Annotated in this window: 15 protein-coding genes; 2 read left to right on the top strand and 13 right to left on the bottom strand. The window is 58.2% G+C overall.

Annotated elements, in window-relative coordinates; all coding sequences use genetic code 11:
* The 4 genes from K1Y02_15275 to K1Y02_15290 all read right to left on the bottom strand — a co-directional run.
* Positions 1-2,672 (bottom strand): hypothetical protein (locus K1Y02_15275; protein MBX7257721.1); only part of this gene is annotated, 2,672 nt, incomplete at its 3' end.
* Between the two features lie 27 nt (positions 2,673-2,699).
* Positions 2,700-5,213, bottom strand: a complete 2,514-nt coding sequence (locus tag K1Y02_15280; GenBank protein MBX7257722.1) for a DUF4838 domain-containing protein — start codon at positions 5,211-5,213, stop codon at positions 2,700-2,702.
* 37 nt (positions 5,214-5,250) lie between these two features.
* The gene (gene araH, locus K1Y02_15285) at positions 5,251-6,174 is read right to left on the bottom strand and encodes an L-arabinose ABC transporter permease AraH (protein ID MBX7257723.1); all 924 of its coding nucleotides are present in this window, start codon (positions 6,172-6,174) and stop codon (positions 5,251-5,253) included.
* A 23-nt stretch (positions 6,175-6,197) separates the two neighbouring features.
* Positions 6,198-7,358 carry an arabinose ABC transporter substrate-binding protein gene (locus tag K1Y02_15290; protein ID MBX7257724.1) on the bottom strand — a complete coding sequence of 387 codons (1,161 nt, stop codon included), beginning with the start codon at positions 7,356-7,358 and terminating at the stop codon, positions 6,198-6,200.
* Between the two features lie 231 nt (positions 7,359-7,589).
* On the opposite strand from K1Y02_15290, the gene K1Y02_15295 reads away from it, so the two are divergent.
* Positions 7,590-9,782, top strand: coding sequence for an alpha-N-acetylglucosaminidase (locus K1Y02_15295; GenBank protein MBX7257725.1), 2,193 nt, complete (start codon positions 7,590-7,592; stop codon positions 9,780-9,782).
* Positions 9,783-9,839: 57 nt separating this feature from the next.
* The gene (locus K1Y02_15300; GenBank protein MBX7257726.1) at positions 9,840-11,108 is read left to right on the top strand and encodes a methyltransferase; all 1,269 of its coding nucleotides are present in this window, start codon (positions 9,840-9,842) and stop codon (positions 11,106-11,108) included.
* A 19-nt stretch (positions 11,109-11,127) separates the two neighbouring features.
* On the opposite strand, the gene K1Y02_15305 is transcribed toward K1Y02_15300, so the two are convergent.
* From K1Y02_15305 to alaS, 9 genes are all read right to left on the bottom strand, one after another.
* Positions 11,128-12,438 (bottom strand): hypothetical protein, encoded by a 1,311-nt coding sequence (locus K1Y02_15305; protein MBX7257727.1) that lies wholly within the window; start codon positions 12,436-12,438, stop codon positions 11,128-11,130.
* 204 nt (positions 12,439-12,642) lie between these two features.
* Entirely contained in the window at positions 12,643-15,741 is a 3,099-nt protein-coding gene (locus tag K1Y02_15310) for a DUF5107 domain-containing protein (GenBank protein MBX7257728.1), read from the bottom strand.
* Between the two features lie 106 nt (positions 15,742-15,847).
* Positions 15,848-18,139 carry a DUF4838 domain-containing protein gene (locus tag K1Y02_15315; GenBank protein ID MBX7257729.1) on the bottom strand — a complete coding sequence of 764 codons (2,292 nt, stop codon included), beginning with the start codon at positions 18,137-18,139 and terminating at the stop codon, positions 15,848-15,850.
* 147 nt (positions 18,140-18,286) lie between these two features.
* Positions 18,287-19,822, bottom strand: coding sequence for an arylsulfatase (locus K1Y02_15320; protein ID MBX7257730.1), 1,536 nt, complete (start codon positions 19,820-19,822; stop codon positions 18,287-18,289).
* 25 nt (positions 19,823-19,847) lie between these two features.
* Entirely contained in the window at positions 19,848-20,531 is a 684-nt protein-coding gene (locus tag K1Y02_15325; protein ID MBX7257731.1) for a hypothetical protein, read from the bottom strand.
* 48 nt (positions 20,532-20,579) lie between these two features.
* Complete coding sequence (locus K1Y02_15330; GenBank protein MBX7257732.1) at positions 20,580-21,398, bottom strand: sugar phosphate isomerase/epimerase; 819 nt, start codon at positions 21,396-21,398, stop codon at positions 20,580-20,582.
* Positions 21,373-22,497 carry an endolytic transglycosylase MltG gene (gene mltG, locus K1Y02_15335; GenBank protein ID MBX7257733.1) on the bottom strand — a complete coding sequence of 375 codons (1,125 nt, stop codon included), beginning with the start codon at positions 22,495-22,497 and terminating at the stop codon, positions 21,373-21,375. Before mltG ends, K1Y02_15330 begins: the two co-directional genes overlap by 26 nt.
* Positions 22,494-22,943: a Holliday junction resolvase RuvX gene (gene ruvX, locus K1Y02_15340; GenBank protein MBX7257734.1), complete on the bottom strand. Its 450-nt coding sequence runs from the start codon at positions 22,941-22,943 to the stop codon at positions 22,494-22,496. The genes mltG and ruvX overlap by 4 nt, the downstream gene beginning before the upstream one ends.
* 3 nt (positions 22,944-22,946) lie before the next feature.
* Positions 22,947-25,337 (bottom strand): alanine--tRNA ligase (gene alaS / locus K1Y02_15345; GenBank protein ID MBX7257735.1); only part of this gene is annotated, 2,391 nt, incomplete at its 5' end.

The raw sequence follows: 25,337 nt of genomic DNA on the forward strand, positions 1-25,337 counted from the left end.
GCCGCGGCGGGGCGCTGGTCCAGTCCGTTCCAGATGTCCAGCGAGCAGACCAGGATTCTGCCCGCGCCGACGCGGCCTTCGAAGATGGCTCCAAGTTTGCGATTCTTGTTCCAGTCATCGATGACCTGCACCAGCGGCCGGTAATCGGAAGGCAGATCGTCGAGGCGCATGACCTGCGACTTGTTCAGCAGGTCCCACCATTGCCAATCGGTGTAGCCGTCGTTGGGAAAGCTGGCGAAGGCCGGGTGACGCGGATCGCAAAGGATGCCCAGTTGCCTGCTTTGCCCGGGGAACCACTGCGTGTTCCAGAAGATGGGTTCGAAGGCGCTCTTCACGCGGCGCATGGGCGCGATCTGTTTCGGAAGCAACAGGACCTTGCCGCCAGCGCGCAATTTCAGCGCGACTCTTGGAGACCATTCATCGGCGATCAGCACATGTGAATGCTCTTCTTTAGCAGGTAACGTATTTACATCCCAACTGTGCGTGTAGGAAGTTCCCGGCACATAAGCCGTGAAGGTCAGCTTTCTCCCCGAGGGCGAAGGGTATACCCACACATCCCACGAGTTGGCGTAGACCGTACCCGCGAGGAAGACAGAGATTGTCAATTTGGTGGGCGTGTTGATGAGATTCAATGGCCAACTCAACTCGCCCAAGGCGATGCCATTACCCAACGGAATGTCACGTTCCGGCCATTGGCCGGAGGCGATCTCGTTTCCGTCGGCAGTGCGGATAGACCAAGAGGGACGTGCGTGCGCGAGTGGCAGGGATCCGAAGTGCGCAATTTCGGCACTGGCCTTGAGGGTCTCGGCATTTGTCCACACGAACTTCTCCAAGCGCAACAATGGGACCGTTTCGCTGCAGAAGCGGCGGAACTCGTCGGGCATCACGACGCCCTTGCTGTTCCAGAAGGCGTCGATGAATCCCTCCAGCGCGCTGCCTTGTCCTGGAAAGTCCTGCAACGCGAGCAACTGGAACCCGCCCGCACCGGGCGTGCGCAGCATCGTTTCGATATCAGCCTTATACATGATGCGCTGGAGCTTCCCTGAGGCACGCGCAAAATCGGTGGCCTGGTCGAGCATGCCCGCGCGCGCGAGGCTGTCGCGGAATCCCTCAAGGTTCCGCGCGCGTAATGTGCCCGTGTAGTTCGGGATCTCGCGGTAGTCGGGATAGACGCACCACTGACCGAGTTCGTGCGCGATGGCCGGTTGGGGGCACCCTTCGAGCACATCGCGATAATCAACGGTCGTGTTGGGGCCGAGCGGCCCTCCGTGGAGACGGTAAGGATGGCGATTGCGCTCATGCACAACGTGGTAGTTGCTCACGGGAAGTTCTGGCCAGCCCGAGCAGGTCGTATACAAACGGCTTGGGTCTTGGGCCTTCCACTTGGTGACGATGTCTGTCAGGAAGGCGTCTTTGTTGGGTCCGCTGGGTTCGTTGCCAACGGCCAACATCACGAACGACGGGTGATTGCCGTAGGCTTCAAAGATGCGGTCGGCCTCGTCGTGGATGTACTGGTCAACATCGGGATTCTTGCCGAGGTCGCCCCACACGGGCGTTTCGACCTGAAACGTGATGCCCGTTTCGTCGGCGGCGATGAAGGCCGCCTCGGGCGGACACCACGAATGGAACCGGAAGTGATTCAGGCCGTATTGCTTCGCCGTCTCCATCATGCGCCGCCAGTGTTGAACGTCCATGGCGGGGTATCCGGTCAGCGGGAAGATGCAGCATTCGAGCGTGCCGCGAACGAAGTAGGGACGTCCGTTCAAGGTGAACTGCGTGCCGTTTGTCGCGATGTCGCGCAGGCCGAAGCGCACGCGGCGGGACGCATCGATCCCTTTGCCGGATACCGCGACATCCAGATCGATCAAGCTCGGGTCGAACTCATCCCAAAGCGGCGCGTCGGGACCCAGTTGCAGAACAGTCTCAATCACCTTTTGTCCGTTCGCGGAGATGGTCGCATCCACGTTCTGGCTGGCGTTTAGAGCCGACACCTTAACGTGGCACGCGGCGGACGTGTCCAGGGCGTTGTTCAGGACGACGCGAACGGTCGCTTCCCGTTTTTGCGCGTTCGGATAGGCCTGCACGGACGCGATTCCCACGGGGTCGAGGGCGCGCAGTTCCATGCGACCGATCACGCCGTTCCAGTTGGTTTGCGTGTGTTCAGTAATGGAGTGCGCCCGCGAACCCACGTCGTACTTGATGGAGTTGTCGACGCGCAGCGTGAGCCGGTGCTTACCGGGCGTCAGCGAGCCAAGCGCGTAAACATGCGGCGCGCAGAGGCTGTCTTGCACGCCGGCGAGGCGGTCATCCACCCATAGCCGCGTCTCCCAATGGCAGCGCTCCAGATGCACTTCGAGCGGTTTTCCGGCCCATTCGCTGGGCACTTCCACTTCGCGCTGATACCACGCGGGTCCGACGTACTCGAACAGTCGGCTGAGGTACGCGCGGCTCGCCTCCGCGTTCGGAGTCCCCTTACCGTTTTCATCGAGCGAGCCCGGCAGGCTTACCGTCTCCTCGAATGCGGCATTCTGCCATTGGCCATCGATGCCCTTGCCCTCCGGGTCAAGGCGAAAGGTCCAATCGCCCGCAAGCGACGCGGCCGCCGGCGGTTCCGCGTAGGCCCCCGCGGCAGACAGCAGCATGATCGAAACGGCCAACAATTGTACCCGCATCGGTGACTCCTTCCGCGGCAAGCGCCGCTATTTCTTCGTGGAGATAAACCGGTATGTATGATCTAGCGAAAGGGCTTCGCCTTTGGCAAGTTCCTTCTCCGTTGACGCCAACTCGAGATTGAAACGTTGCTTGGCCGGCAGGTAATCAAGCAAGCATTCTTCAGCCTGTGCGGTGTCGAAGGTTTGCTCGACGGATAGGCCGAGTCCTTCGTTCGTACACGCCCACTTGCCGTTAGGACGTTCGTCGCCGCGCGAATAGAATTGGCCGCGCACTTGGCCGACAGGCAGCGTCAAGGGCATGGTGTGTTCCTTGCCAGCAATGTCCGTGTATGTCGCGACGACCTTCTCCAACTCTCCAAGCTGAAACATGGGATGCGTACGCAGGCATCCGGAGATGGGCTTATCCGAGTTGTTGACGAGTCGCGAATGGATCGTCAGCGCCGGTTCCGTATCGGACAATTCGAGCGTGCGTTCCATGGTGAGGCCGTTGGGAAGGAGTGCCGACATGCGAACCGTTTTCCCTGGTTTCACTTGCGTGCATTCGTACTCCTGCTCCCAACCGTGACTGCGCCAGCCGCGTTCGCTGTATTCTTCGTACCCTGCGGACTTCGGATACTCGCGGCCATCGGCCTGCGCCTGCAGGAGGAATTCGTGCTTTGTGGGTTTGTGCACGATGCTGACGATGCGACCGCCAAGGCCAGGCACCACTTCGAGTCGCAGCGTATCGTTTTCCAGATGCACGGCCGGGTAGACCTTGCTCCATAGCGTGAGCCGTTCGACGTGCCACGAGGGCTTGACGCCTTCGCTGATCACAGGCACATCATTGCGATCCGCCACTTCGACGAACTGTTTCGCGAGATCCATGAGATTTGGAGAGACTTCGGGGGTATAGGTGTCACCCACGATGCGGTAGCGCGGCTTCAACCATTCCAGCTCGATGTGTTGGATCGGCAGCCGTGCACAGCGCACGCGCTCGCGAATCTCTTCCGTTTCCGCGACGCGTTCGGCCTCGTCAAAGAAGACTTTTGCTTTGTCGATTATTTCCATCGAGAGGTGAGGCGCCATTGGGCTGACGGAGATCCCGCAGTGGATGTTGTCCTTCTCCACCTTGTCGTGCATGAGCGCAAAATACTGCTTGATGGGCGCGGCGGCCTTGCCGTACAGGGCTTCCATGTATTCGTCGATGTCTTTCTGGATATCGACGTCGGGATTCCACATCAGCCTTGCAAGCAAGTAGGCGCGCAGTTCGGCCAGTTCCGTGCCTCTACCAGGATTGCCCAATGCGAAAATGCCGCGCACATTGTTCTTCACATACAACTGATAATTGGGTTGCAGCACACGCAGGTTCGGCTGCGGCATCACATAGTGATCGAAATTGGCGGTGTAATCGAAGAGGTAGTAGTTGTCGGTCAGTTTCGCCCAACCTGCAAGATCATCGACAAAGGTGCGGTTGAGTTCGCACGTGGCGACCGGATGCGAATAGCAGAGTTCGATGGGGCAGACCATGACTTCGACGTTGCTGCGCGGCTTGACCGTTTTGGGTGGTTTACGCGTGTCGCCGTAAGCATAGGTGGCGATCTTCGTGTTGGGGAACTCGGACTTGATGGCGTCCGCGATCTGATTGACAAACTCCAATAGCGGACCTGATTCGCTACCTTCGCGTTTGAAGATCGCGTCGCAGCCCGGGCACTCGCACCAGCCCCGGCAGTCCATCTGAGCAACCCAGATGAAATCGGTCTCGGGTTTTCCGCGCAATTGACCGAGAACCCATTCTGTGGCGGCCTTCACGACGTCGGGATTCGTGAAGCAGAGCTGGCTCTTCTGTGCCGTGCGAATGCCGCCGATCAGGGGATAATATTCGGGGTGGTCTTTGAAGTACTTCTCGGGCGGAAACATGGCGTGAAAACTGTGACCGCCGCCGATGGCCTTGAAGCTGCCGCCATGCTCCGCGTCGCAGGCGCTGCACGTGTTGATGTAGTTGCGCGCAGCCCAATCGGGATCGGCCGCCGAACTCCATGTCTCCGCGCGATACTCGAAGATGGGTCTACGCATGACGTTCAACGGAGGCAGGACAATTCGGTCTTGTTTCGGAATGCGGCTGACTTGCGGTGTGAACCAACGGCAACCGAGTTGCTCCTGGAGAAACGTGTAGACCGCGTAGAGAGTCCCGCGTTTGGAACCGCCCGCAAGCACGAGATGTCCATCATGGGTGCGTATGAGGACTCCTTCCGTGCCAAGCGCCGGCCAATCGATCGCGAGATTGAGGCTGTCGAGGTGCTTGCTCCGGCCGACCAGGATTTCGTGCTGCGTCATCGCGCCACCGTCGGATGCGACGGGCAACTCCACCCCCGAAATCTCGCGCAGGAAACGTTGAAGTTCGTTTGCCGCGTAGTGTTCCGATGGAGAGGCCGTTTCGCCGACAACGATGCGAAAGTCGCTGGCGCCGTTCTCGGTGAGGACGAGCGATTCTTGGGCATACGCGAAGGGAACACAACACGCGCACAGGGCGATGACAACGATGTCAATTCTCGGCAATCGCATTCTCGACATACTCCTTGGGTTGTTCATGAAGGCAGGGCTATACCCTGCGCCGTTTCCACTGATCGAAACCGACCGCGGCGAGAAGAATCAAGCCGCGCGCGACATACTGATAAAACGTAGGTACATTCGAGAGGTTCATCGCGTTTTGGACGGTGCCCATAATCAACACGCCGATTACGGCTCCGCCCATACTGCCGATGCCACCCGACAGCGACACGCCTCCCAGCACGCACGCGGAGATAACGTCGAGCGCGAGTCCCTGCGAGCTGTTGGGTTGGCCGCTGGTCATGCGCGAGGCCATGATGACTCCTGCAAAACCGGCCATTAGCCCCTGCATGGTAAAGATGAGTATCTTGACGCGATTGACCGGCACGCCCGCCAAGTGCGCGGCCTCTCGGTTGCCGCCGATAGCGAGCGTGTGCCGCCCGAACTTGGTCTTGTTCAACAGGATTCCGAAGACAACAAAGCACGTCAGCGTGATCCAGACGGGATTGGGGATTCCCAAATTGTTCTGCATGCCCAACGTGTAGAAGCGCGGGTCCACAATGCTGACGGCGCTGCCGCCGGAGACGATGAATCCCATACCCCGGACAATCTGCATCGTTCCCAGCGTCACGATGAGCGCGTTGATTCCCACTTTAGCGATGAGCGTACCGTTCAGTACGCCGACAGCACCACCCGCAAGCACGCCAGCCGTCATACCCAGCGCGACGCTTTGCGTTTCATTTGCGACCACCGCGGCCAGCACGCCGCTAAAAGCGACGACTGCTTCAATCGACAGATCGAAGTCGCCCGATGCCAGGCAGAAAAGCATCGTACACGCGAGCATGCCTACCGTGGCGACAGAAAGAGCCAGGGCGATCATATTGGGTGACGAACAGAAATTGTCCACGGTGAACGACAGAATCACGAACATCGCCACGAACACCAGCAGCATTCCAGAGTTCTCACCCCAAGGCATGCGACGAGACACGAGGGGACTCCTTATTGTGCCGGGCTCGAATCGTCGAGCAGCCCTTGCTCCTTCATCACTTGCTTGTAATTCTCGCGCGTGATGATGAAGCCTTCCGTGCGCGTGTCTTTCGGCGGTTCCACGCCATCATGAATCCACCTGTAAAGCAAGGTGGCCGCTTCATAGCCGTGGCGAAGCGGACTGATGAGACACGTGGCGTAAAACCCCGTAGGCGTGGTCTTCTCAAATTCCACGAGGCAAGTGCTGCCGCCGATGCCCACGCCGACAATCGTATCTGCGTTGAAGCCGCGACCTTCCATCGCGCGCACTGCACCCATCACGCCTTCGTCGTTCATGGAGAAAACCAACCACCGCTTCACGTCCGGGTGTTGTGTGAGCAATGTCCCCGCCGCGTTGAACGATCCCTCTGTATCTGATGTCTTCTCGGGGGACGTGAAGATACGTTCTTCCGGGAACCCTGCCGCCTTCAGCGCCGCGATGGCCCCATCGGTTCGCTCTCGCGCGGTGTCCAGTTCGTTGAATGTAATACCTGCCGCGGCGGTTTCCTCGATGGGCCAGCCGCGTTTCTTAAACTCATCGGCGAGGGTTTGTCCCACCGCTTCGCCAATCTTGCGTGCCGAGATGCCCATATACGGTACGTCCATGAATTTGCCGTCGGCACCGACAAACTGATCGTCCACCGTGAAGACTTTCATGTTGTACATTTGGGCTTTGGCCATGATGCCGGGACCCAAGCGTACGTCGGGTGTGCAAATGACAAAGCCCTGCGCCTTTTGAGCAGCGAGGTTATCGATGGCAGAGAGTACCTTATCGCCATCCATCGCACCGATCTCAATGAGGTCGAATCCCAATTCGTTCGCGGCCTTCCGTGCGAACTTCCATTCCTGTTGGAACCAAGGCTCTTCGGGTTGTTTGACCAGGAATCCTATGCGGACACGATCGGAGGTTCCAGATGAGTTGTTTGCGGAGGAGCCTGTAGTCGTGCCGCCGCTGCCCTGAGAGCCGCAGCCCGATGCAATCAGAAGTGTGGCCGCAAGCGCGGTCAGACCCAAGTGCGCAAAACGAATTCTCACGGTTCCTCCTCCTGCGTGGTTGCTGCCGGGTGCACCCGCCGCCCGGTTCTTTCGAGGGCCGCAACAGAGTAGTCGACCGTGACCGTCGTGTAACTCCATCTGTGATTACTCACATGTCAGCGGCACATTGCGTTCTCGCGACACCCCCCGAATGGAATTCTCCCAACATGATAGTCGGATCCACAGCCGAAACGAAAGCAGGCCGAGTTCACGCAGACATCCGGTGTATTGGTCCTATTAGGCCGGATACGCAGGTGGCATCATGCTAGGCTGTTGGTATAGGGTCTTGCGGAGTGCGTAAGCGGGGAATTCCCCAGGGGGAGAGGTGCAATGCGAGCCTTCGGCCAACTTGCGTTTTGGGCGGGAATCACGTTCTTCTGGGCGGTAGCTTGTAGCGCGACGGAATCCGAAGAGTCGGCCCGCGCACTCCTCAATCGTATCCTTCCCGGGCGGGCCAGCGAGTTTGTTGTTCAAGAGATCCCCAAAGATGCGTCGGGCGACGTGTTCGAGTTGGACTACCGCGACGGCAAAGTCGTCCTGGGTGGTTCTAACGGCGTGGCCATGGCGTCTGCGCTCAACTACTATCTGAAGAACTTCTGCCGCGCGAGCGTATCGTTATGGGGCAACCAGTTGGACCTCCCAAGACCGTTGCCACCATTTGATGAGCGAATCCGCATCGTCACGCCGTTCAAATACCGTTACTGCTTCAATTACTGCTGCTTCAGTTACTCCCTGGCATGGTGGGACTGGCGCGAGTGGGAGCGCGTGATCGACTGGATGGCGCTCCAAGGCGTTAACATGCCACTGGCTGTCACCGGACAAGAGGCGGTTTGGCAGACGCTGTGTCGCGAGTGGGGACTGTCTGATGAAGAGATTGGGCAGTTCATGGTGGGGCCCGCGTACCTCCCGTTTGGATGGATGGGATGCATGGACGGATGGGGAGGACCCCTCCGGCAGGATTGGATTGAGCGCCATCGCGTTCTCGGCAAGAAGATATTGGAACGCGAACGGTCGTTGGGCATGACGCCGGTTCTTCAGGGTTTCCCGGGCCACGTGCCGCAGGCTTTCACGAAGCATTTCCCTGATGCAACGCTGCGGCAGTTGCCGAGCTGGTGCGGTTTCCCTGGAACCCTGTTCGTCGATCCGTCCGATCCACTATTCGCGAAGGTGGGTAAAGCGTTTATTGAAGCGCAGACCAAGGAATTCGGGACGGATCACTTGTACGCGTCCGACACGTTTATTGAAATGTCGCCGCCCAGCAACGAACCAGCCTTCCTTAGCGATATGGCGCGCGCCGTGTATGGGGCGATGGCCGCGGGAGACCCCGAGGCCGTTTGGATCATGCAAGGCTGGTTGTTCGTGAACAACCCCGATTTCTGGAAGGCGCCTCAAGCCGAGGCGCTGCTGACAGCCGTTCCAGACGACCGCATGATCGTGCTCGACCTGTATTGCGAATCGCGCCCCGCGTGGAACAAGACAGAGTCCTTCTATGGGAAGCCGTGGGTGTGGTGCATTATTCAAGACTTCGGCGATCAGGTGAGTTTGCACGGGGGATTGCCTCAGATTGCAGGCAATCTGAATGAAGCCTTGACCAGTCCGAATAGGGGTAAGCTGGCCGGGGTCGGTTGCATCATGGAAGGTCTCGGCTACAATCCCGTGGTCTACGACCTCATGAACTGCCTCTTCTGGAAACCGGGACCTATTGAAACAGACACATGGATTCGAGGTTATGCTGAGCGGCGATACGGGCGAGTCAACGCAAACGCGGCGGACGCCTGGACTCTGCTGCTCAAAACGGCATACAACGAACCAAGCCGCGCCGGCAACCCACTGTGCCAACGCCCTGCACTGCCCGATTCGGATACGGTCGTCAATCTGCGCACGTTCAATACCGCAGAAATGGCCCGCGTATGGCAACTGTTGCTGGAGAGTAAAGAAGATCTGGGTGCTCTCGACACCTATCAATACGACGTTGTTCACGTCGGACGCGAGGTTTTGATTGGACTCGTGCCTGCGCGAATTCGCGACGTACGGACTGCATATGTTCAGAAAGACAAGGAAGCGCTCGCGAAGGCGAGCAAGCGCCTGCTGGATCTGATGAAGGACACAGACGCGCTTCTCTCGACTCGAAAGGAGTTCTTGCTGGGGAAGTGGCTGGAAGATGCCAAGCGATGGGGCAACGATGAGGCAAGCCGCCGCCATTACGAATGGAACGCGCGAAATCAGATCACGTTGTGGGGTCCGGCGGACAGCGTGCTTCACGATTATGCTGCCAAGCAGTGGGGGGGACTGATTCAAGGGTTCTATATGCCTCGCTGGCAGAAGTACCTCGACATGCTTCAGCAGTCGTTGAACAACGGCCAGGAATTGGACGCGAAGGCCATCGAACTCGATTTCCAACAATGGGAAGAGGCCTGGACGCATCAGACCGAAGCATATCCCGCGAGTCCCCAGGGAGTTTCCCTGGAAGTTGCAGGGAGGCTTTGGGAGAAGTACCGAACGGAGATAACGGCGAAGGATTAACGCAATTCCGGGAAAAGCGTAGAATAACGAAAACCGTCGGCTTGGAGGATATACAACATGACGTCGAGAGAACGTGTCATTGCCGCCCTGAATCACCGCGAACCCGACCGGCTACCGCTGGACTTGGGAGGGAGCGCTGTTACGGGCATGCACGTCCGTTCGGTATACCTGCTGAGGCAGGAACTGGGGCTCGATCCTCCGGGCACGCCCGTCAAAGTGACTGAGCCCTATCAAATGCTGGGGGACATCGCACCCGACTTGATGGATGCACTGGGCGTTGACGTCGTAGGCCTCAAGGGCCCGCGCACGCTGTTTGGTTTTGAGAACAAGGATTGGAAAGAGTGGAAGCTTTATGACGGTACGCCCGTGTTGGTACCCGATGCGTTCAATACGGACCCCGAAGAGAATGGCGACATTCTCATGTATCCTGAAGGCGACAAGAGCGCGCCGCCGAGCGGACGAATGCCCCAATGCGGATTCTATTTCGACACCATCGTTCGCCAGGAGCCTATCGATGACGCGACTCTCCGCGTTGAGGATAACCTGCAGGAATTCGAGCCGATTTCGGACGAAGTTCTGGAGCACTTTCGAACGGAATGCGATCAGCTCTATCAAACCGGCCGGGCGATTCTTGCGAATTTTGGAGGTACGGCGTTTGGAGACATAGCGCTTGTGCCTGGGCCATGGCTCAAACATCCTAAGGGCATTCGTGACATTGCGGAGTGGTATATGAGCACGGCGATGCGCCGCGACCACGTGTATGCGATCTTCGAGCGGCAGTGTGAAATAGCCCTGGCCAATTGGCAGAAGATCTATAACGTCGTGGGCGACAAGGTGGCTGCGGTGTTTGTCACAGGTACCGATTTCGGGACACAGCGCGGGCCATTCATATCCGTCGACGCATATCGGGATCTGTACAAACCCTTCCATAAGGCCGTGAACGACTGGGTACACAAGAATACGAAGTGGAAGACGTTCATCCATTCCTGCGGTTCAGTGCGCGTTTTCTTGGACGATTTCATCGATGCCGGCTTTGACATTCTCAATCCGGTTCAATGCTCGGCTCACGAAATGGGAGCGGCCGCCCTCAAAGAAGAGTACGGCGATCGACTCACGTTCTGGGGCGGAGGAGTCGATACACAGCAGACGCTGCCCTTTGGTTCCGCGAGCGATGTGGAAAACGAAGTCCGCGAGCGGATCCGCGTGTTTGGCAAGGGCGGCGGTTTTGTGTTCAACACCGTGCACAACGTTCAGGCTGCCGTGCCTCCGGAGAACCTCGTTGCGCTCTATAACGCAGTGCGGAAGTACGGGGCATATTCCAAGTAGGTGACTCGATAAACGCTCTCTAGTCTTGCAGCCGGAATCGGGCTATCGCTTCCAACGCCATGGCTGTGGTCAAAGCGGACGACTCCCATTCGATGACTTGGCCGCCGTCCGTGCGCGCAATGAAGAAGACAGCTTCGTTCCAACTGCCACAGCGCGGATCTTGCGAAGCCTGTAAATAGTCGATTGCGCCATCGAGCAGCTCAGAATCGCGTCCGGCGTTCAACAGCGTGAGCACGGCAAAAGCCGTATTGAGGTGTGGATCGCCCTTGTCCCAGCACACCGTGCCATCGGCTCGAATCCTCGCACTTGCTTCGAGATCATCGGCGAGTGCATTCACGGCAGCCGCCAGACCTGGCACTGGGCCTTCAAAGTATGCGCGCGACACGCAGTAATGGAAGACAAAGCTGTCCGGATAATACGAACTCAAGTCTTCGAAGCGCGTGCGATGCAACCCTTGCTGCACGGCGCTGTTGATCAGTGCTACCGTTTCAGCGAATCCAGGGGTGTCGGTCTTGCCATGGCGCGCCAGTGCATAGAGCACATTGGCATCGACCACCAAGTCGACATCGTTTGGAATAGGTGCGTCGGGCGGAGCCAGATAAGAAAGCCACGTCAGGTATGCGCCGCTGGCATGGGGAAGCCAGTCCGGTGTCAGGCGAAGCGGGATGGCGCCGGTATCGCGCCAGTCCGCAAAGAACTGCTCAAAGGACACCGCAGGGCCGGGACCGCCGTCGAGCAAAGCATCGTCCAGCAGGGTCGTGTATGTCGTCGCGGTGACATCCGCGTCCGTCGGTATGGCCAGAGCCCTTGGGAAGTAGTCCAGGTTCAACGGCACGCGGTCGCCTCCAAGCAAGGGACCCTTCATGATGCTCTGCGCAAGAGTCTCCAGCGGGGAGATGGGGGATAGAGAATTGCGATCATGGGGCCAGAATCCGTACGTGTGTGCATCGGGTTCGCCCTCGGCCGACTCAAAACGTTTCATGAACAAGACGGCCCTTTGGCGCATGTTGCGCGCGGCATCTATCTCGGCTTGAGACAGGCCCAACGCGTCGGCATTGGATTCGTGGATCAACGTTAATGCGTGATGGATGAAGGCCACGACAAACGGGCTTACTTCGCGAATGCGGTAATTGGGAACGGACTTGAAGTGGAAGAATTGCGGCCAGTCTCCTTCGAAGTCGGCAGCAGAACCGGAAGCTCCCGTCGATTCCTCCCACGATGTCGTCTGGGTTACTTGCAGAAACCCCAGTGCTTGAGAGAGTGACGATTTCGAGGGTGGACATCCGGCGCACAGCAATACCGCAGCGGCCACGACTGAACCACGGAGCATTCGTTTTCCGTGCGCGAAAGTGCACATGGGCGTGCCTCAACCGAAAGGTCCTTGCAGCGGCTTGACGATAGTCAATTGCCCATGAGGAATCCAGTTTTGAGAAGGAGGCTTTTGGTGTCTCGGGTACGGGCCTAAGGGGTGACAAAAACGGACCGGCGAGGTGTACAGTCCCGTCGCCGGTCCGCGGAGAGTGCGAAACGCTGACTATGATCCCGTTGCCAGGACCTCCAAGGCCGTGGCGCACTTGGCCACATATTCGTTTTGCTTGTCGGTCAACGGGATGAAGACGAGGGGCTTGTCCTTGGAGGAGTATTCTTTGGCGCCGAACTCCCAGGCCGCCTTGGCTTCGTCCCGCTTGCCCAGGGCCAAGTAGGTGCGCCCGATCCAATAACGCGTTTCGGCATCGGTCAGCGCGTAGCGCGCGCCCACACCCAAGTTGGCGGGGTAGGTCAGCGCCAACTCGAAGTCCTGAAGCGCTTCCGCGTATTGGGCTTTGTCGTAGCGCTGTTTGCCTCGGGCCATGAGCGCTTCGACATAGATGTCACGCGGCTGGCTGCTGCCTTCCCAATTTGAGAAGTGAGCATTGGCGAGCAGGTTGATGCAATCGTCGTAACGCCCTTCCTTGGAGTAGGCATCAGCCAACCACAGCGCAAGATCGTAGCGAGGAGTGGGACCCTTCGGTGCGGATTCGGCCAACGTGATGCCATCCTTGCGCTTATTCTGAGCATCCAGAATGTTGCAGAGGTCGCGATAAAGAAGCTGATCGCCGGGTCGCGCCTCAATGGCCTTCCGATAACACCGTTCGGCCTCCGGCAGATTCTTGGCGGTCTTCCATGCATGGAGCCCCAGCAGACGCCACGCGGTGCTGAGCCCGTGCTTCAACTCAACGGCCTTCTGCCAGCATGGCAAGGCCTCGTCGATGCGCAGCAAACCCGCCAGCGCATATCCAAGGAAGAGCCTTGCATTGGCGTCGTTCGGATTTGCTTTCACCGCATAATCGAATATGGCCGCAGCCTCCACACCGTGCGGATGAACGTAGTCCACCGACGCTTTGGAGCCCTGCGCCAAGTGAGTCTTTGCCCCGGCCTCGTCTCCAGACTTGGCGGAGTAGTATGCAAGGGCATACTCCACAAGAGCCGACGGTTTCTTCGGCGCGGCCGCCGCTGCCTCGGCGTAGGCATTCAACCAGTTGCGCGCGGCGGCGTAAGCTTCCATCTCGGAGAAGAAGGTAGCGACCTCCATCGCATTGAATTCAACTTCACCTGCATTGCCAATCAGGTCTTGAGCTGCAGCCTTGAGTTTCTCGGGATCGTTGGACGCAGCGATCGCGCAAAACACAAACGCGTTGGGATCCTGCGCATACGCTGCAGCGGCCTCTTTCGCTGCTTCAGGGTTCGTGCACAGAACCTCAACGGCCAGCAATTCAGCCCGATTGCGTGCATCTCCGGGCGCGATCGATGCGGCGCGCTTGAAAGCGGCGACGGCTTCGTCGTACCGCTTCATGCGGACGTACGCACGGCCTGCTAGGTTGTACCCGACAGCCTGGGTTTGCTTGAGCGTTTGCGCCTTGGTCATGCAACGAAGTACTTCGTCGTAGTTGCCGAGACGGAAGTTGGCAACCCCGGAAAGATACCATGCCCAACCATCGTTCCGGTCGCGCGCCAGCGCCTGTTTCGCATGCTCGGCGGCCTGCGCAAATAGACCCTGCTCAATGTCCAGCGTCGCTAATCCGTTCAACGCCGGGATGTGCTTCGGATCGACGGTTAACACCTTCTCGTAGCCCGCTCGCGCACCGAGCGCGTCCGATTGGCTGTCCAGCAAGTAGGCTTCGTGATACAACTCGTCCGCCGTCGGCAATCCATCGGTGCGCGCCGGTTTCCTAGTCAAATCGGGCACGTCTACTTTGGGGATATCCAATGGCGTTTCGTACGAAAGCAGAACGTCCCCATTGCTCGAACGCAATTCAAGCTTGACGGGTCCTTCCGGCGCCGAAGGAAGGCTGACTTGCGCCGGTTTTGACGGACTCAGGTCAAGCGTTTGATCGAGCAAAACCTTGTCCTCGCGGGACAAAATACAATGCGCCGCGGGGAATTCAGCAGTGGACAGAATGACCAGATTGAGTTTGCCCCCATCGCGCTTGGCATTGACGACCGCATCGCGCGTGGCGTACTCGAATCCATCGCCCAACCCATGAGCCGGGTACCAGAATTCCTGCCAAGCCACGGCGTCGCGCGGCTTGAGCATCCCATAGTCCGCTTGAGTGAGCAGTGGCCCGCTTTGCACTTCGATGTACTGGGCGTCGATTGGACCGGCATCGGAAAGTGACATCTGGCTGGTCACACCAAAGTCGTCCTTGCCCCAGGTCCACGCCTTCTTGCCGCGTACATTGTCGTGATTGGCGAACGAAACGATGCCGCGATCACGGTCGACGTCATACGCTCCGAAGAAATCGAAGACGCAGTCGTATCCGAATACCGACGACATCGTGGGGTAATTCTTCAACCACGTGATGTCTTTGCCTTCGTGCATCGGCCACGTGAAGAAATTCGTGCCGCCGTGGTCGGTGCCAAGCGACATCGGATAGATAAACCGGGTTCCTTTCAGATTCGGAAAGGCCGTGCAATTCCAGAAGTAGTAGGGCTGCACGCCATCAGTCTGATTCGCGATGGAGATTTCCTCGTCGAGGTATGCCTTGCCGGGATGCAGTGTCAGACGCACGGTCCAGCGCGTGCGGAATATCATCTCCATGTTGGCGACGAGAAGTGATGCAGACCCGTCCGGGTTCGATTCCATCTTCACGTCGACGGGCGATACGATCGTAACGGTATGACCCTGAGGTCCGGCGTTCCATTCGATGCCGCCGCTGATCCACGCGCCACGCATCGCAATGAGAGCAGGCTTGATCTCGTTGTTTTTGTGGTACATCTCTTCGTTGGTCGTCTTGTCGAATACAGAGTGGATGCGTCCGCCGAGCTCAGGGATACACGTAACACGCAGATATTCGTTTTCCAGGACAAGTGTTCGGTAGGTGCGATCGCTCTTTTCGGGACCAAGAAGATCCTGCCGCGTGTAAGGATAGTAAATAGACGCTTCCAACTGATTGAAAACCGGATTCACATCGTCGTACCAGGGATACGTTGGAAGTGTGATGGTGCCCTCTTTAGTCTCGACAGGAGCACCTGCGGCAGCCTGCGCGAAGCACGGCGCGCACGCAAGGAGCAGGAGAGCGAGTCCAACCATGACAGCGGCGCACAACCCAATCGCCGGGCTATTGGAATCGGCATTAACGTACTTACTGTCCACGATATAACCTCCCCATTAGGCTACTGCACAGACGAGGGCGCGTCCGCAGCCGTCGGCGCCCCGAATATGGAACGGCCTGTCGTCAGACCGGTCGACTATATTGACATCATTCACCTGCGTGGAACAATGAACTTGGCGGTACCGGCTGGCGCTCGATTCCAGGGCCTTCGAAAGACAATTCCAGCGCCTCATTGCCGCCGCTTTCGAAATACTCGACGCGAATAGGATAGTAGCCCGCCTTGAGGAGAATGGCTCCTGGCTTGCTTACTGCCCCATGCTGACCGTCGTTGTTGACGAGTTCTTTGTCCGCTACGAATAATTTGCTGCCGTCGTTCGATTTGCAGTAGAAGACATAGAGGCCATCGACTGGAGCCTGCACAAAGCCTTCGAAAACGAGAGCGAATTGCTCGCGGCGTTTCGTAGCGCTGAGGCTGATATCCGTCGCAATCCCTTGTTCGACGGGTTGAATCGTCGAGAAATCCGGCAGCACCTGCCATAGTCCTTCGTAGCACTTGAATGCGATACCTGGAACCGGCTTCGCTACGGATACCGGTGACGCCTCGCCAATATTCACCACGTTCTTAAGGGACTCGATGTCCTTCTTGTAGTCGGCAAGTGCGCCGCCTTCACGGTGCTGGGCAACGCCGCAACGTTCGGCGACTTCGAAGAATCGGTCGCAACGTTTACTGAACTCAGGATTGAGCCCAATTTTGCCTGACGTCTGATCGTACGCGTAAATGGTAGGGCCTTGTGCCCGCATGCGTTCAATGAACGCATAGTCGATCGGCATGCGCGCGATTTGAACACGATCCAGAACGGCAGGATCATTCGCGGCGGCGGCGATTGCCTCGTCCCAGAGCTTGTCCGCCTGCTCCAACACGCCGTCATTCAGCAGCGGATGCGATGGGCCAATCCAGATATTCATGTGGAGATTGTCTTTCTCCACTTTGTCGTGAATGAGGTCGATGTACCGGCGAATCGGACCGGCGGCGGGGCCATAGACCGCCTCCAGGAATTCGTTGATAGCCGTGTCTTCGTCGTACTCGGGATTCCACAGAAATTTCGCGCCAAGGTACCCGCTCAACTCGGACAATTCGCCGTGCAGGGTGGTGTAGACATCCTGCTCAAAGATCCCGCGCACATTGTGTGCCACGTAGAACTTGATGTTGTCATTACGCACGCGCAAGCTCGGGAACGGCGTAAAGTAGTTTGAGAATGACGTGTCGTAGTTCCAGACCCACAGACGATTGCACTTCTTTGACCACTCTTTGACATCCTGCACAAAGTTGATGTTGTCTTTCTCATCGCACGTTTCAAACGGGTGCGAGAAACAGCACTCGATGCTGCAGAGCCGAATGATGACGTTTGGCGCGGGGCGCATCGTCTTGGGGGCTTTGCGGGTGTATTGATAAGCGAGCGTATCAATCAGTTTGTCAGGGAACTCGTCTTTGACGGCGTCCGCCACGCGATTGACCAAGTACAACACAGGGCCCAGTTCCGTTCCTTCCTGTTTTGCGATGGCCTGACACTTGTCGCACTGGCAAGGATTATGGCGGTCATTTTGCGAAACAGAGAAGACAGTCGCTTCAGGATGCTCGCGCATGCGTTTGCGGATTTCTTCCGTCACAATCCGTACCACGTCCTCGTTGGTGCAGCACAATTGCGAGCCTTCCTTGAGGCGTTTGCCGTCTATGAGCGAAAAGTACTCGGGATGCGCGTCGAAGTACTGCTCGGGCGGCACGAGGCCGTCAAACGTGTGAACGAATCCGAAATACGTGACCTTCCCGCCGTGCTTCTCTTCCAATCGGCCAGAACTGCTGTTCATCCGATTACGCGCGCACCAATCGCCGTCAAAGCAGTCGGCCACGAATGGCTCCCGGTATTCCATTACGGGAATGACGCGCTCGCGGAACGGCTTGATTTCCAGGCTCATCGACTTGGGGATGCGGCTGACGGTTGTCGTGAACCAGCGGCATCCCAGATGATCTTCAAGCAGGCCATACACGCCATAAAGAACGCCACGCGGCTCGCCGCCTGAAATGACGATTCCGGCGGAAGAGCAGTCAATTACGTAACCTTCCTTCCCCAACTTCTGGATGTCTGTCTTCCTCAGCGCAGGAAGATGGGATTCGATTCCGGCGAGCAGTAGCGTGTGCTCGGGCGTCTTGTTGTCGCGCACAACTTGAATCTGAGCGCTCGTGATTTCGCCGAGAAAACGCTGCAATTCCTCCGCCGCATACTGCGTCGAGGGCGGCGCGTCTTCACGGATAACAATGCGACACTGCGCCTGAGCGTTCTTGGCCACGACGAATGGTTTGCCGCATCGCGGCACACCATGCGCACAACCAGCAAGTAACAGGATTCCCCCAATGACCGCAATCCAAGTGACTCGTCTCATGGCGATGCTCCCCGTTTGAAATGGTCTTCATTTTAGTTGGGGAACGCGCACATTACCACTGTTCCGACCTTGGGGCGGAAAACAGGGACTGACACAAGCGCAGCGATGCGGAGACGTGTCTGTCCCTGTTTTTCGCCACTGTTATTGCTATTTGGGATGGCAGGAACAACCTGGATAGTTTGGAGAATACAAGTGCCGTTCAGGTCTCGGGACGAGTTCGCCATTTCGAACGAACGGTTCACCGCGCTCGGACAAGTGCTCTGTGAGACGTGTGCGCCATGTGCGTAGCGTTGCTGCGTGTGACGAATCGCCCGAGAGGTCCGTGAGTTCGTGCGGGTCCTTTTCCAGATCGAAGAGCTGCTCTTCACCCTGTTGCGCGTGATAGATATACTTCATGCGGCCATCGGTGAGCGCGTTCCAATGATTGGACGGGTCATAGCAGATGTCGTGCTCCAGATCGATAACGTCGCGCCAGCCGTCGGAGTCACCGCGTGCCAGTTGAAGAAGGCTGCGGCCATCCAGGGTTTCGGCGCCTCCAGCCTCGGCGGCTTCCATGAATGTGGGCAGAATGTCCCTTAATTCGACGGGCTGCGAGAGCACTCGCCCTCGTTGAATGGAGGAGAGGGACTCGGGGCAACGCATGAGCAATGGGATGCGCGCGGACGCATCGTACGCGTAGGACTTTCTCCACAGGTGATGATCGCCAAGCATGTCGCCATGGTCCGAGGTGAAGACGATTAGCGTTTGTTCAAGTAGATCGCGGCTTTCAAGTGTTTCCAGGATGCGGCCAATCTGCTCGTCAATAAACGTCACCGAGCCGTAGTACCCGGCACGGGAGTGGTGCACGATGTCCGCACCCAGGTCGCCATGCCAAATACTGTCTTCCGGCCCGCTTCGAGGCTTGAAGCCGGCTGCCCAGTCGCCTGCAATGGCAGGGGGAAGCGACGCATCCCTGTACAAGTCCATGAAGCGCTTGGGTGGATCGTAAGGGCTGTGCGGTCGCGCGAAAGATACCTTAAGGAAGAAGGGTTCCGCGCGTTCGTAGGTCTGCAAGAAACGCCGCGCGATTTCGCCCGTCCAGGCTGTGGGATGAAGTTCCTCAGGCAGCGCATATTCCTTTGCGAGATAGTCATTGAAGCCTACTCCCGTCGCGTCGGGATCGAGATTCGGGGCTTGCGATGCGAACCACGCTCGGTAGTCGCTTCGGAATTCGGGCGATTCGGCGCGGCCGGATTCGTCCAGAATTACTTTGTGAAATCCATGCGCATTTCGCTGCGGATGCCAGTGCATCTTACCAATGCCCGTCGTGTAGTAGCCCGACTCGGCCAGAACCCGCGGCATCTCGATCGGATACTTCTCGCCAACGCGTCCGTAACCCAGCATGCCGTGCCGCCACGGGGACAACCCAGTGAGCAACGCCGAGCGCGCGGGCGTGCACGTAGGAGTGCTGGAATAGGCCTGACTGAAGTGAACACCCTCCCTCGCGAGGCGATCCAGATGCGGCGTGCGTATGGCGGAGTTTCCAGTTGCGGCAATGCAATCCGGACGAAACTGGTCGGCCATGAGGAAGAGAATGTTGGGGCGCTTGGCCCCGGGTGCGCCAAATGACAATGAGGGTATACCCGCTGCGGCGGCGAGTACCCCAGCGCCGCTCCCGAGAAATGCTCTTCTTGAAATGATCATGGGGACCTCACCAGCTTGATTGGGCTCACTTCGATTCTTCGGAAGACATGGCGCAATTGAATCGGACATAGTTGAACAGCCAGAGCGTGATGAATCCAAACGCACCCACAATATGCCAGACGGCATGCCATGGGAAGATGCCGAAGCTAATGGTGCTATTGCCTGCGGTAGCCAAGAGCATGCCAATGAAGAACATTACAATTACTATGAGCAGCAGGGGGCGGGCTTCGTGCGGAATGCGCCGGTAGTTCGTGCCGAAGACGAATACGACGACCCACGCATTTGCTATCAGCGCAACTTCTCCCGCATAGAACTGGCCAAAGCCCCCGAAACGGATGATCGGAATTTTCGTGGGCGCGAAGACTTCATACAACAGCCACGCAACCACCGCCGCGTTGATTAGGGTGCTCGCCAGCACGAAGGTTCGGCAACGGCGCCTGGGCATGAAATCGCCGGCCACCGCAATCTGCAGGGCCCAAGCGAGCACGATATTGCTTCCCACGTCAAGAAAACTGGCAAAACGGTCCCCTTCGTTTGCGTGCAGGTATACGGTGGGTATTCCGGTAAGCAAGGTGCAAAAGTAAACGAAGAACCACCGCGCGGGCTGGGGTCGCGTGGCGACAGTGAACAGCATGGGCATGATGCCTGCCAGGCACGTGCAGTAGGATGTCACGATATTGGCGATCTGGGCTTCGTGGAGGTAGGCCATGTCGAAGTGAATCCTCCCGTTCGCCGGATGGCGCAAACATACCTCGTCTCAGCGGCCAGTTCTTGAGATTCCCAAGTATTTCAGGCTCGCGGGCGTGTGCTTGCCCGTTTCCAGGGCATACGTCAGCGGCAGCTTCGTTTTCTTTAGCGCGGCAAAGGCAGACTGAAGGTCGAGTTTCCCCTGCCCGAGCCCGAGATGGTCGTCAAGTTCTCCGTTGCAGTCGTTCACGTGTACGTGGCTCAGGTGCGGACCGTAGGCTTCAATCCACTGCGCAATGCTCAAATTCGAGTGAATCGTGGCATGAGCGACATCAAGACAAAGCTGGAAGCGAGGCGAGTCCAGGGAGTCGGCCAGCTTGCGCATCGGGTCCGGAGAAGAATCGAACATATTCTCGATGTAGATGGAGATCTTGCGGTGCTCGGCCTCCTCGATAATCTCCGGCCAGAACTTGAGGCTTTCTTCGTGGTAGATCTTCGGGTAGATGGGGACTTTGATGATCGGATTGTATTGGCTGTGAAACAGAACGTAGTTGGCTCCGAGAGCCTCGGCAACGTCGAAGGCTTGCAGGTAACGCACGCGGCAGACTTCACGAATCTCGGGATCGGTACTGTAGTGGATCGTGTCGATGAACGGTCCGTGGCAGCCGATCACGCCTTTCAATTGTTCCACCTCGCGCGAGACGCGTTCCAACAACGCCGTATGGTCGGAAGCGAATGTCTTTGGCAATCCAAAGATCTGAATCTCTGCGCCCAGGCCATACTCGCGCGCATAGCGCAGTTCCCGAGCGATATCGTTCGTGACCGCGACCAGCACGCGGCTGGCGGGTATAAGCGGCTTGGCTTCAGGGCGCGGTAGTTTGTTTGGCATTGCCGCTCTCTTCTCGAAGTTGTCTGCGTTGGGCCGCGATTTCCTTGCGGAATCGCGCCACCGCTTTGTTGTGCTCTTCCAATGTCGCACTGAACGTGTGCGACTTGCCGTCCGCATTGGACACAAAATACAGATAATTCACTTGCGCGGGATTCAATGCAGCCCGCAATGATGCCAAACCCGGCCCGGCAATGGGGCCAGGCGGCAATCCCGGGTACTTATAGGTGTTGTAGGGTGAATCAACTTCCTTGTCGCTGTCAAGCAGGCGCTGGCCATATTTCTCCAGCGCATATTGCAGCGTTGAATCCATGTCCAGCGGCATCTTCTTGCGCAGGCGGTTGTATACGACCGCGGCCACGGTGGCGCGTTCTTCGTCGATCTTGGTCTCTTCTTCGACCAGAGACGCGACCGTGACTACCTCCATGAGGTCGCGCGAAGCAGCCTCGGGGAATTCGCTCTGAAGGACGGCATACTGTTTTCGGAATTCTTCGAGCATGCGCGCCACCATTACTTCGGGCGCAGGTTCTACGTCGAAGAAATAGGTGTTCGGCATCAGGAAGCCTTCCAACGTGTTCGCTTTGATTCCCAGCGACGCAATCAACTCGGGGTTAGACGCTGCTTTGATGAAGCCCTCGGGGTCCCCGAAAAGCTCGGACGTCTGCTTCAAAGAGAGGCCTTCAGGCACGGTGATCTTGTACTCGGAAATCGTGACATTAGGGCCTTCGTACAGCAGGTGGAGCAACTGCGTGGGGGAGAGCCCCTTGGGCAGTTCGTAAACTCCGTGTTTGATCGTGCCTGGCTTCTTGTCCAGCCGGATGGCAAAGCGGAAGAAGACTTCGTGATCGACCAGCCCCTTCTCCGCCAGGATGCTTCCAACGACCTTCCCTGTCGCGCCTTCGGGGATCTCCACACGCACCAACGCGCCGGGCGTACCGTCTGAGACGACGTAGTCATACATAAGGTATGTGAAGAAACCGGCGCCCGCCAGCGCCAGAAAGAGCAGAACCAGCAGCCACAGGAAGAGCTTAACAAGGATTCGCAAACAGGATCGTTTGCGCGGCTTTGGAGTAGCCTCGGTTTCGGGCGCTAAGTCGGTCATGAATCCTTGCGTGCCCTGGCGGCTGCGGCGGCCCGGTCGAGATAGGTCTGGAGAATCTGTTGCGCGGCGATCTTGTCGACAACTTTCTTGCGGCCTTCACGCCGGACGCCTGCCGCGATGAGCGATCGCTGAGCGAAGGCGGTGGTGAACCGCTCGTCTTGCGTTACCACTTCAACGGGCGTGGCTTCGCGCAAGGCTTCAAGAAACGACAAGACCTTTTCGGCCTGAGGGCCGGGCTTTCCATCCTGATTCAGAGGCAGGCCCGCCACGATGCGAATCGTGCCCGTTTCCGTGATGAGGCTGCATATCGCTTCCACATCCTTCCTGACGCCAGCGCTCTGAATCACCGAATGGGGTTGCGCGATGATCCCTAACGGATCGGTCAATGCAACACCGATCCGCACGTCGCCAACGTCCAGGGCCATTATGCGACCTTCGGCCGACATGCGTTAGCCCAACATCGCGCGGATGACTTCCGGCGCTTTTGCAATGAGTTCAGGCAACTTATCCGGACTCTTTCCACCGGCTTGTGCCATGTCAGGCCGGCCGCCGCCTCCGCCGCCTACAATGGGGGCGAGCTGTTTGACGATGTCGCCTGCTTTCACCTTGTTCGTGAGGTCCTTGGTGACCGCAACGCACAGGGCGACTTTGCCCTCGCCTGCGCTGCCCAGAACCAGCACGCCACTTCCGAGACGGTCGCGAAGATTATCCATGACGACTCGCAACCCTTCGGCGTCTTGTCCCTCAACACTCGTGGCAAGGAGTTTAATGCCGTTGACTTCTTGAACCTGTGACATATAGTCGACCGACCCGCCGAGAGCAGCCTGCTGTTTCCACTTTGAGACTTCGCGTTGCAGGCGTTTGTTTTCATCCACCAGGGATTGCACGCGCAACTCGAACTGATCCAATGGTGTCCCGATGAGTTGTGCCGATTGCATGAGCGTCCGCTCGCGCTGCTGCAGCAAGTCCACGGACGGTTCGCCGCATACGGCTTCGATGCGCCGCACGCCTGCGGAGATAGAGGATTCGCTCAGGATTTTGAAATAGCCGATCGACCCCGAGTTCTGCACGTGCGTCCCGCCGCAGAGTTCCATGCTGATATCGCCGACGCGCACAACACGAACCACATCCGCGTATTTTTCTCCAAACAGCGCCATGGCGCCCGCGGCGCGCGCTTCGTTGAGCGCCATCTGCGTCGTGGAGACGGGCGTCGCCGTGCGGATGAAGCGGTTCACCATGCGTTCGATGTCCTGCAGGCGTGCCGCGTCGATCCCTTCGAAGTGGGTAAAGTCGAAACGCAGCCGATCCGGAGCGACCAGCGAACCAGCCTGGTGCACGTGGTCGCCGAGCACGTCGCGAAGCGCGGCCTGCAACAAGTGCGTTGCGGTGTGGTGATTCTGCGTGCATGCGCGGGCTTCTTCGTCCACGCGAGCATCGACGGTATCGCCAACCTTAAGCACACCCTTGGTGACGCGAACGGCGTGCAGAATCATTTTGCCTACGGGAGCCTTCGCGCCGGAGACGTGCGCGCCACCCTCGGAGCTTTCAAGGATACCCGTATCGCCGACCTGGCCGCCGGAATCGGCGTAGAACGGTGTCTTATCCAGAATAATCTCGCCTTGTTCGTCCACCTTGAGGCTGTTGACGCGCTTGCCGTCTTTGACGATCGCCGCGATGTGTCCTGCGCACGCCAGGCTGTCGTAGCCGACAAATGCCGTGTCGCCAACTTCCTCATGGACGATCTTATAGATAGGAGCGAGCGCAGTCTCACCGCTGCCGGCCCACGCGCTGCGGGCCTGCTGGCGCTGCCGCTCCATGGCGGCTTCAAACCCTTCGCGATCGACCTGGAAGCCGCGATCCGTAGCGATATCCGTGGCAAGGTCGAGCGGGAAACCGTATGTGTCATGCAGTTTGAAGAGGTCCTCACCCGGCACGAGCGTCCTTCCTGACTTGCGCAGGCCCTCGAACGTCTCTTCGAGAAGGTCCATTCCGCGCGCCAGCGTGCTCTGGAACCGCTCCTCTTCAACAAGAATGACGCGTTCAATCTGCGAACGCTGTTCCACCAACTCGGTGTAATGGTGCCCCATTTTATCCACGACGGACTGAACCACTTGATAGAGGAAGGGCTTCTCAAACCCGATTTCGCGGCCGAACCTTGCCGCGCGCCGCAGCAGTCGGCGCTCCACGTAGCCGCGTCCCTCGTTGCCCGGCAAAACGCCGTCGGCGATAAGGAACGACAGGGAGCGCGCGTGATCGGCAATCACGCGGAACGGCACCGGGTTGTCGGTGTATTTCACGTTGGTCAGGGATTGGGTCTTCTCAATGATAGAAAACAGCGTGTCGGTATCGAACACGGTTTCCTTGTGTTGCATCAGGGTGGCCAACCGTTCCAGGCCCATACCCGTATCGATCCCGCGGTTCTTCAAGGGCGGGCGCGAACCGTCCAGTTGCTGATCGTATTGAGGGAACACGTGGTTCCAGTATTCGATGAACCGCTCGCAATGGTCGCAGCCGGGCGCACAGTCCGGACGTCCACATCCCAACGACTCGCCGCGATCCCAGTGCATTTCCGAACACGGGCCGCAAGCGCCCGTATCGCCCGCCGGACCCCAGAAGTTGTCTTTCGCGCCCAACCGCACAATGCGGCTCGCGGGCACGCCGATTTCCTTCTCCCAGATTCCGTAGGCCTCGTCGTCCTGTTCGTAAACGGAAACCCAGATGCGCGCGGGGTCCAGTTTCAGGACAACCGTCGAGTACTCCCAACCCCAGGAGATCGACTCCCGTTTGAAATAGTCGCCAAACGAGAAATTGCCGAGCATTTCGAAGAAGGTCAAGTGACG

The sequence above is a fragment of the Candidatus Hydrogenedentota bacterium genome (assembly GCA_019695095.1).
In the GTDB taxonomy this organism is placed as follows: Bacteria; Hydrogenedentota; Hydrogenedentia; order Hydrogenedentales; family SLHB01; genus JAIBAQ01.

Coding starts and splice junctions, on each gene's coding strand:
- K1Y02_15325 (MBX7257731.1), bottom strand. CDS start 20,531: ATGGCCTACCTCCACGAAGCCCAGATCGCCAATATCGTGACATCCTAC.
- K1Y02_15305 (MBX7257727.1), bottom strand. CDS start 12,438: ATGCTCCGTGGTTCAGTCGTGGCCGCTGCGGTATTGCTGTGCGCCGGA.
- K1Y02_15295 (MBX7257725.1), top strand. CDS start 7,590: ATGCGAGCCTTCGGCCAACTTGCGTTTTGGGCGGGAATCACGTTCTTC.
- mltG (MBX7257733.1), bottom strand. CDS start 22,497: ATGACCGACTTAGCGCCCGAAACCGAGGCTACTCCAAAGCCGCGCAAA.
- K1Y02_15280 (MBX7257722.1), bottom strand. CDS start 5,213: ATGCGATTGCCGAGAATTGACATCGTTGTCATCGCCCTGTGCGCGTGT.
- ruvX (MBX7257734.1), bottom strand. CDS start 22,943: ATGTCGGCCGAAGGTCGCATAATGGCCCTGGACGTTGGCGACGTGCGG.
- araH (MBX7257723.1), bottom strand. CDS start 6,174: ATGCCTTGGGGTGAGAACTCTGGAATGCTGCTGGTGTTCGTGGCGATG.
- K1Y02_15320 (MBX7257730.1), bottom strand. CDS start 19,822: ATGATCATTTCAAGAAGAGCATTTCTCGGGAGCGGCGCTGGGGTACTC.
- K1Y02_15315 (MBX7257729.1), bottom strand. CDS start 18,139: ATGAGACGAGTCACTTGGATTGCGGTCATTGGGGGAATCCTGTTACTT.
- K1Y02_15330 (MBX7257732.1), bottom strand. CDS start 21,398: ATGCCAAACAAACTACCGCGCCCTGAAGCCAAGCCGCTTATACCCGCC.
- K1Y02_15300 (MBX7257726.1), top strand. CDS start 9,840: ATGACGTCGAGAGAACGTGTCATTGCCGCCCTGAATCACCGCGAACCC.
- K1Y02_15290 (MBX7257724.1), bottom strand. CDS start 7,358: ATGGAGTTACACGACGGTCACGGTCGACTACTCTGTTGCGGCCCTCGA.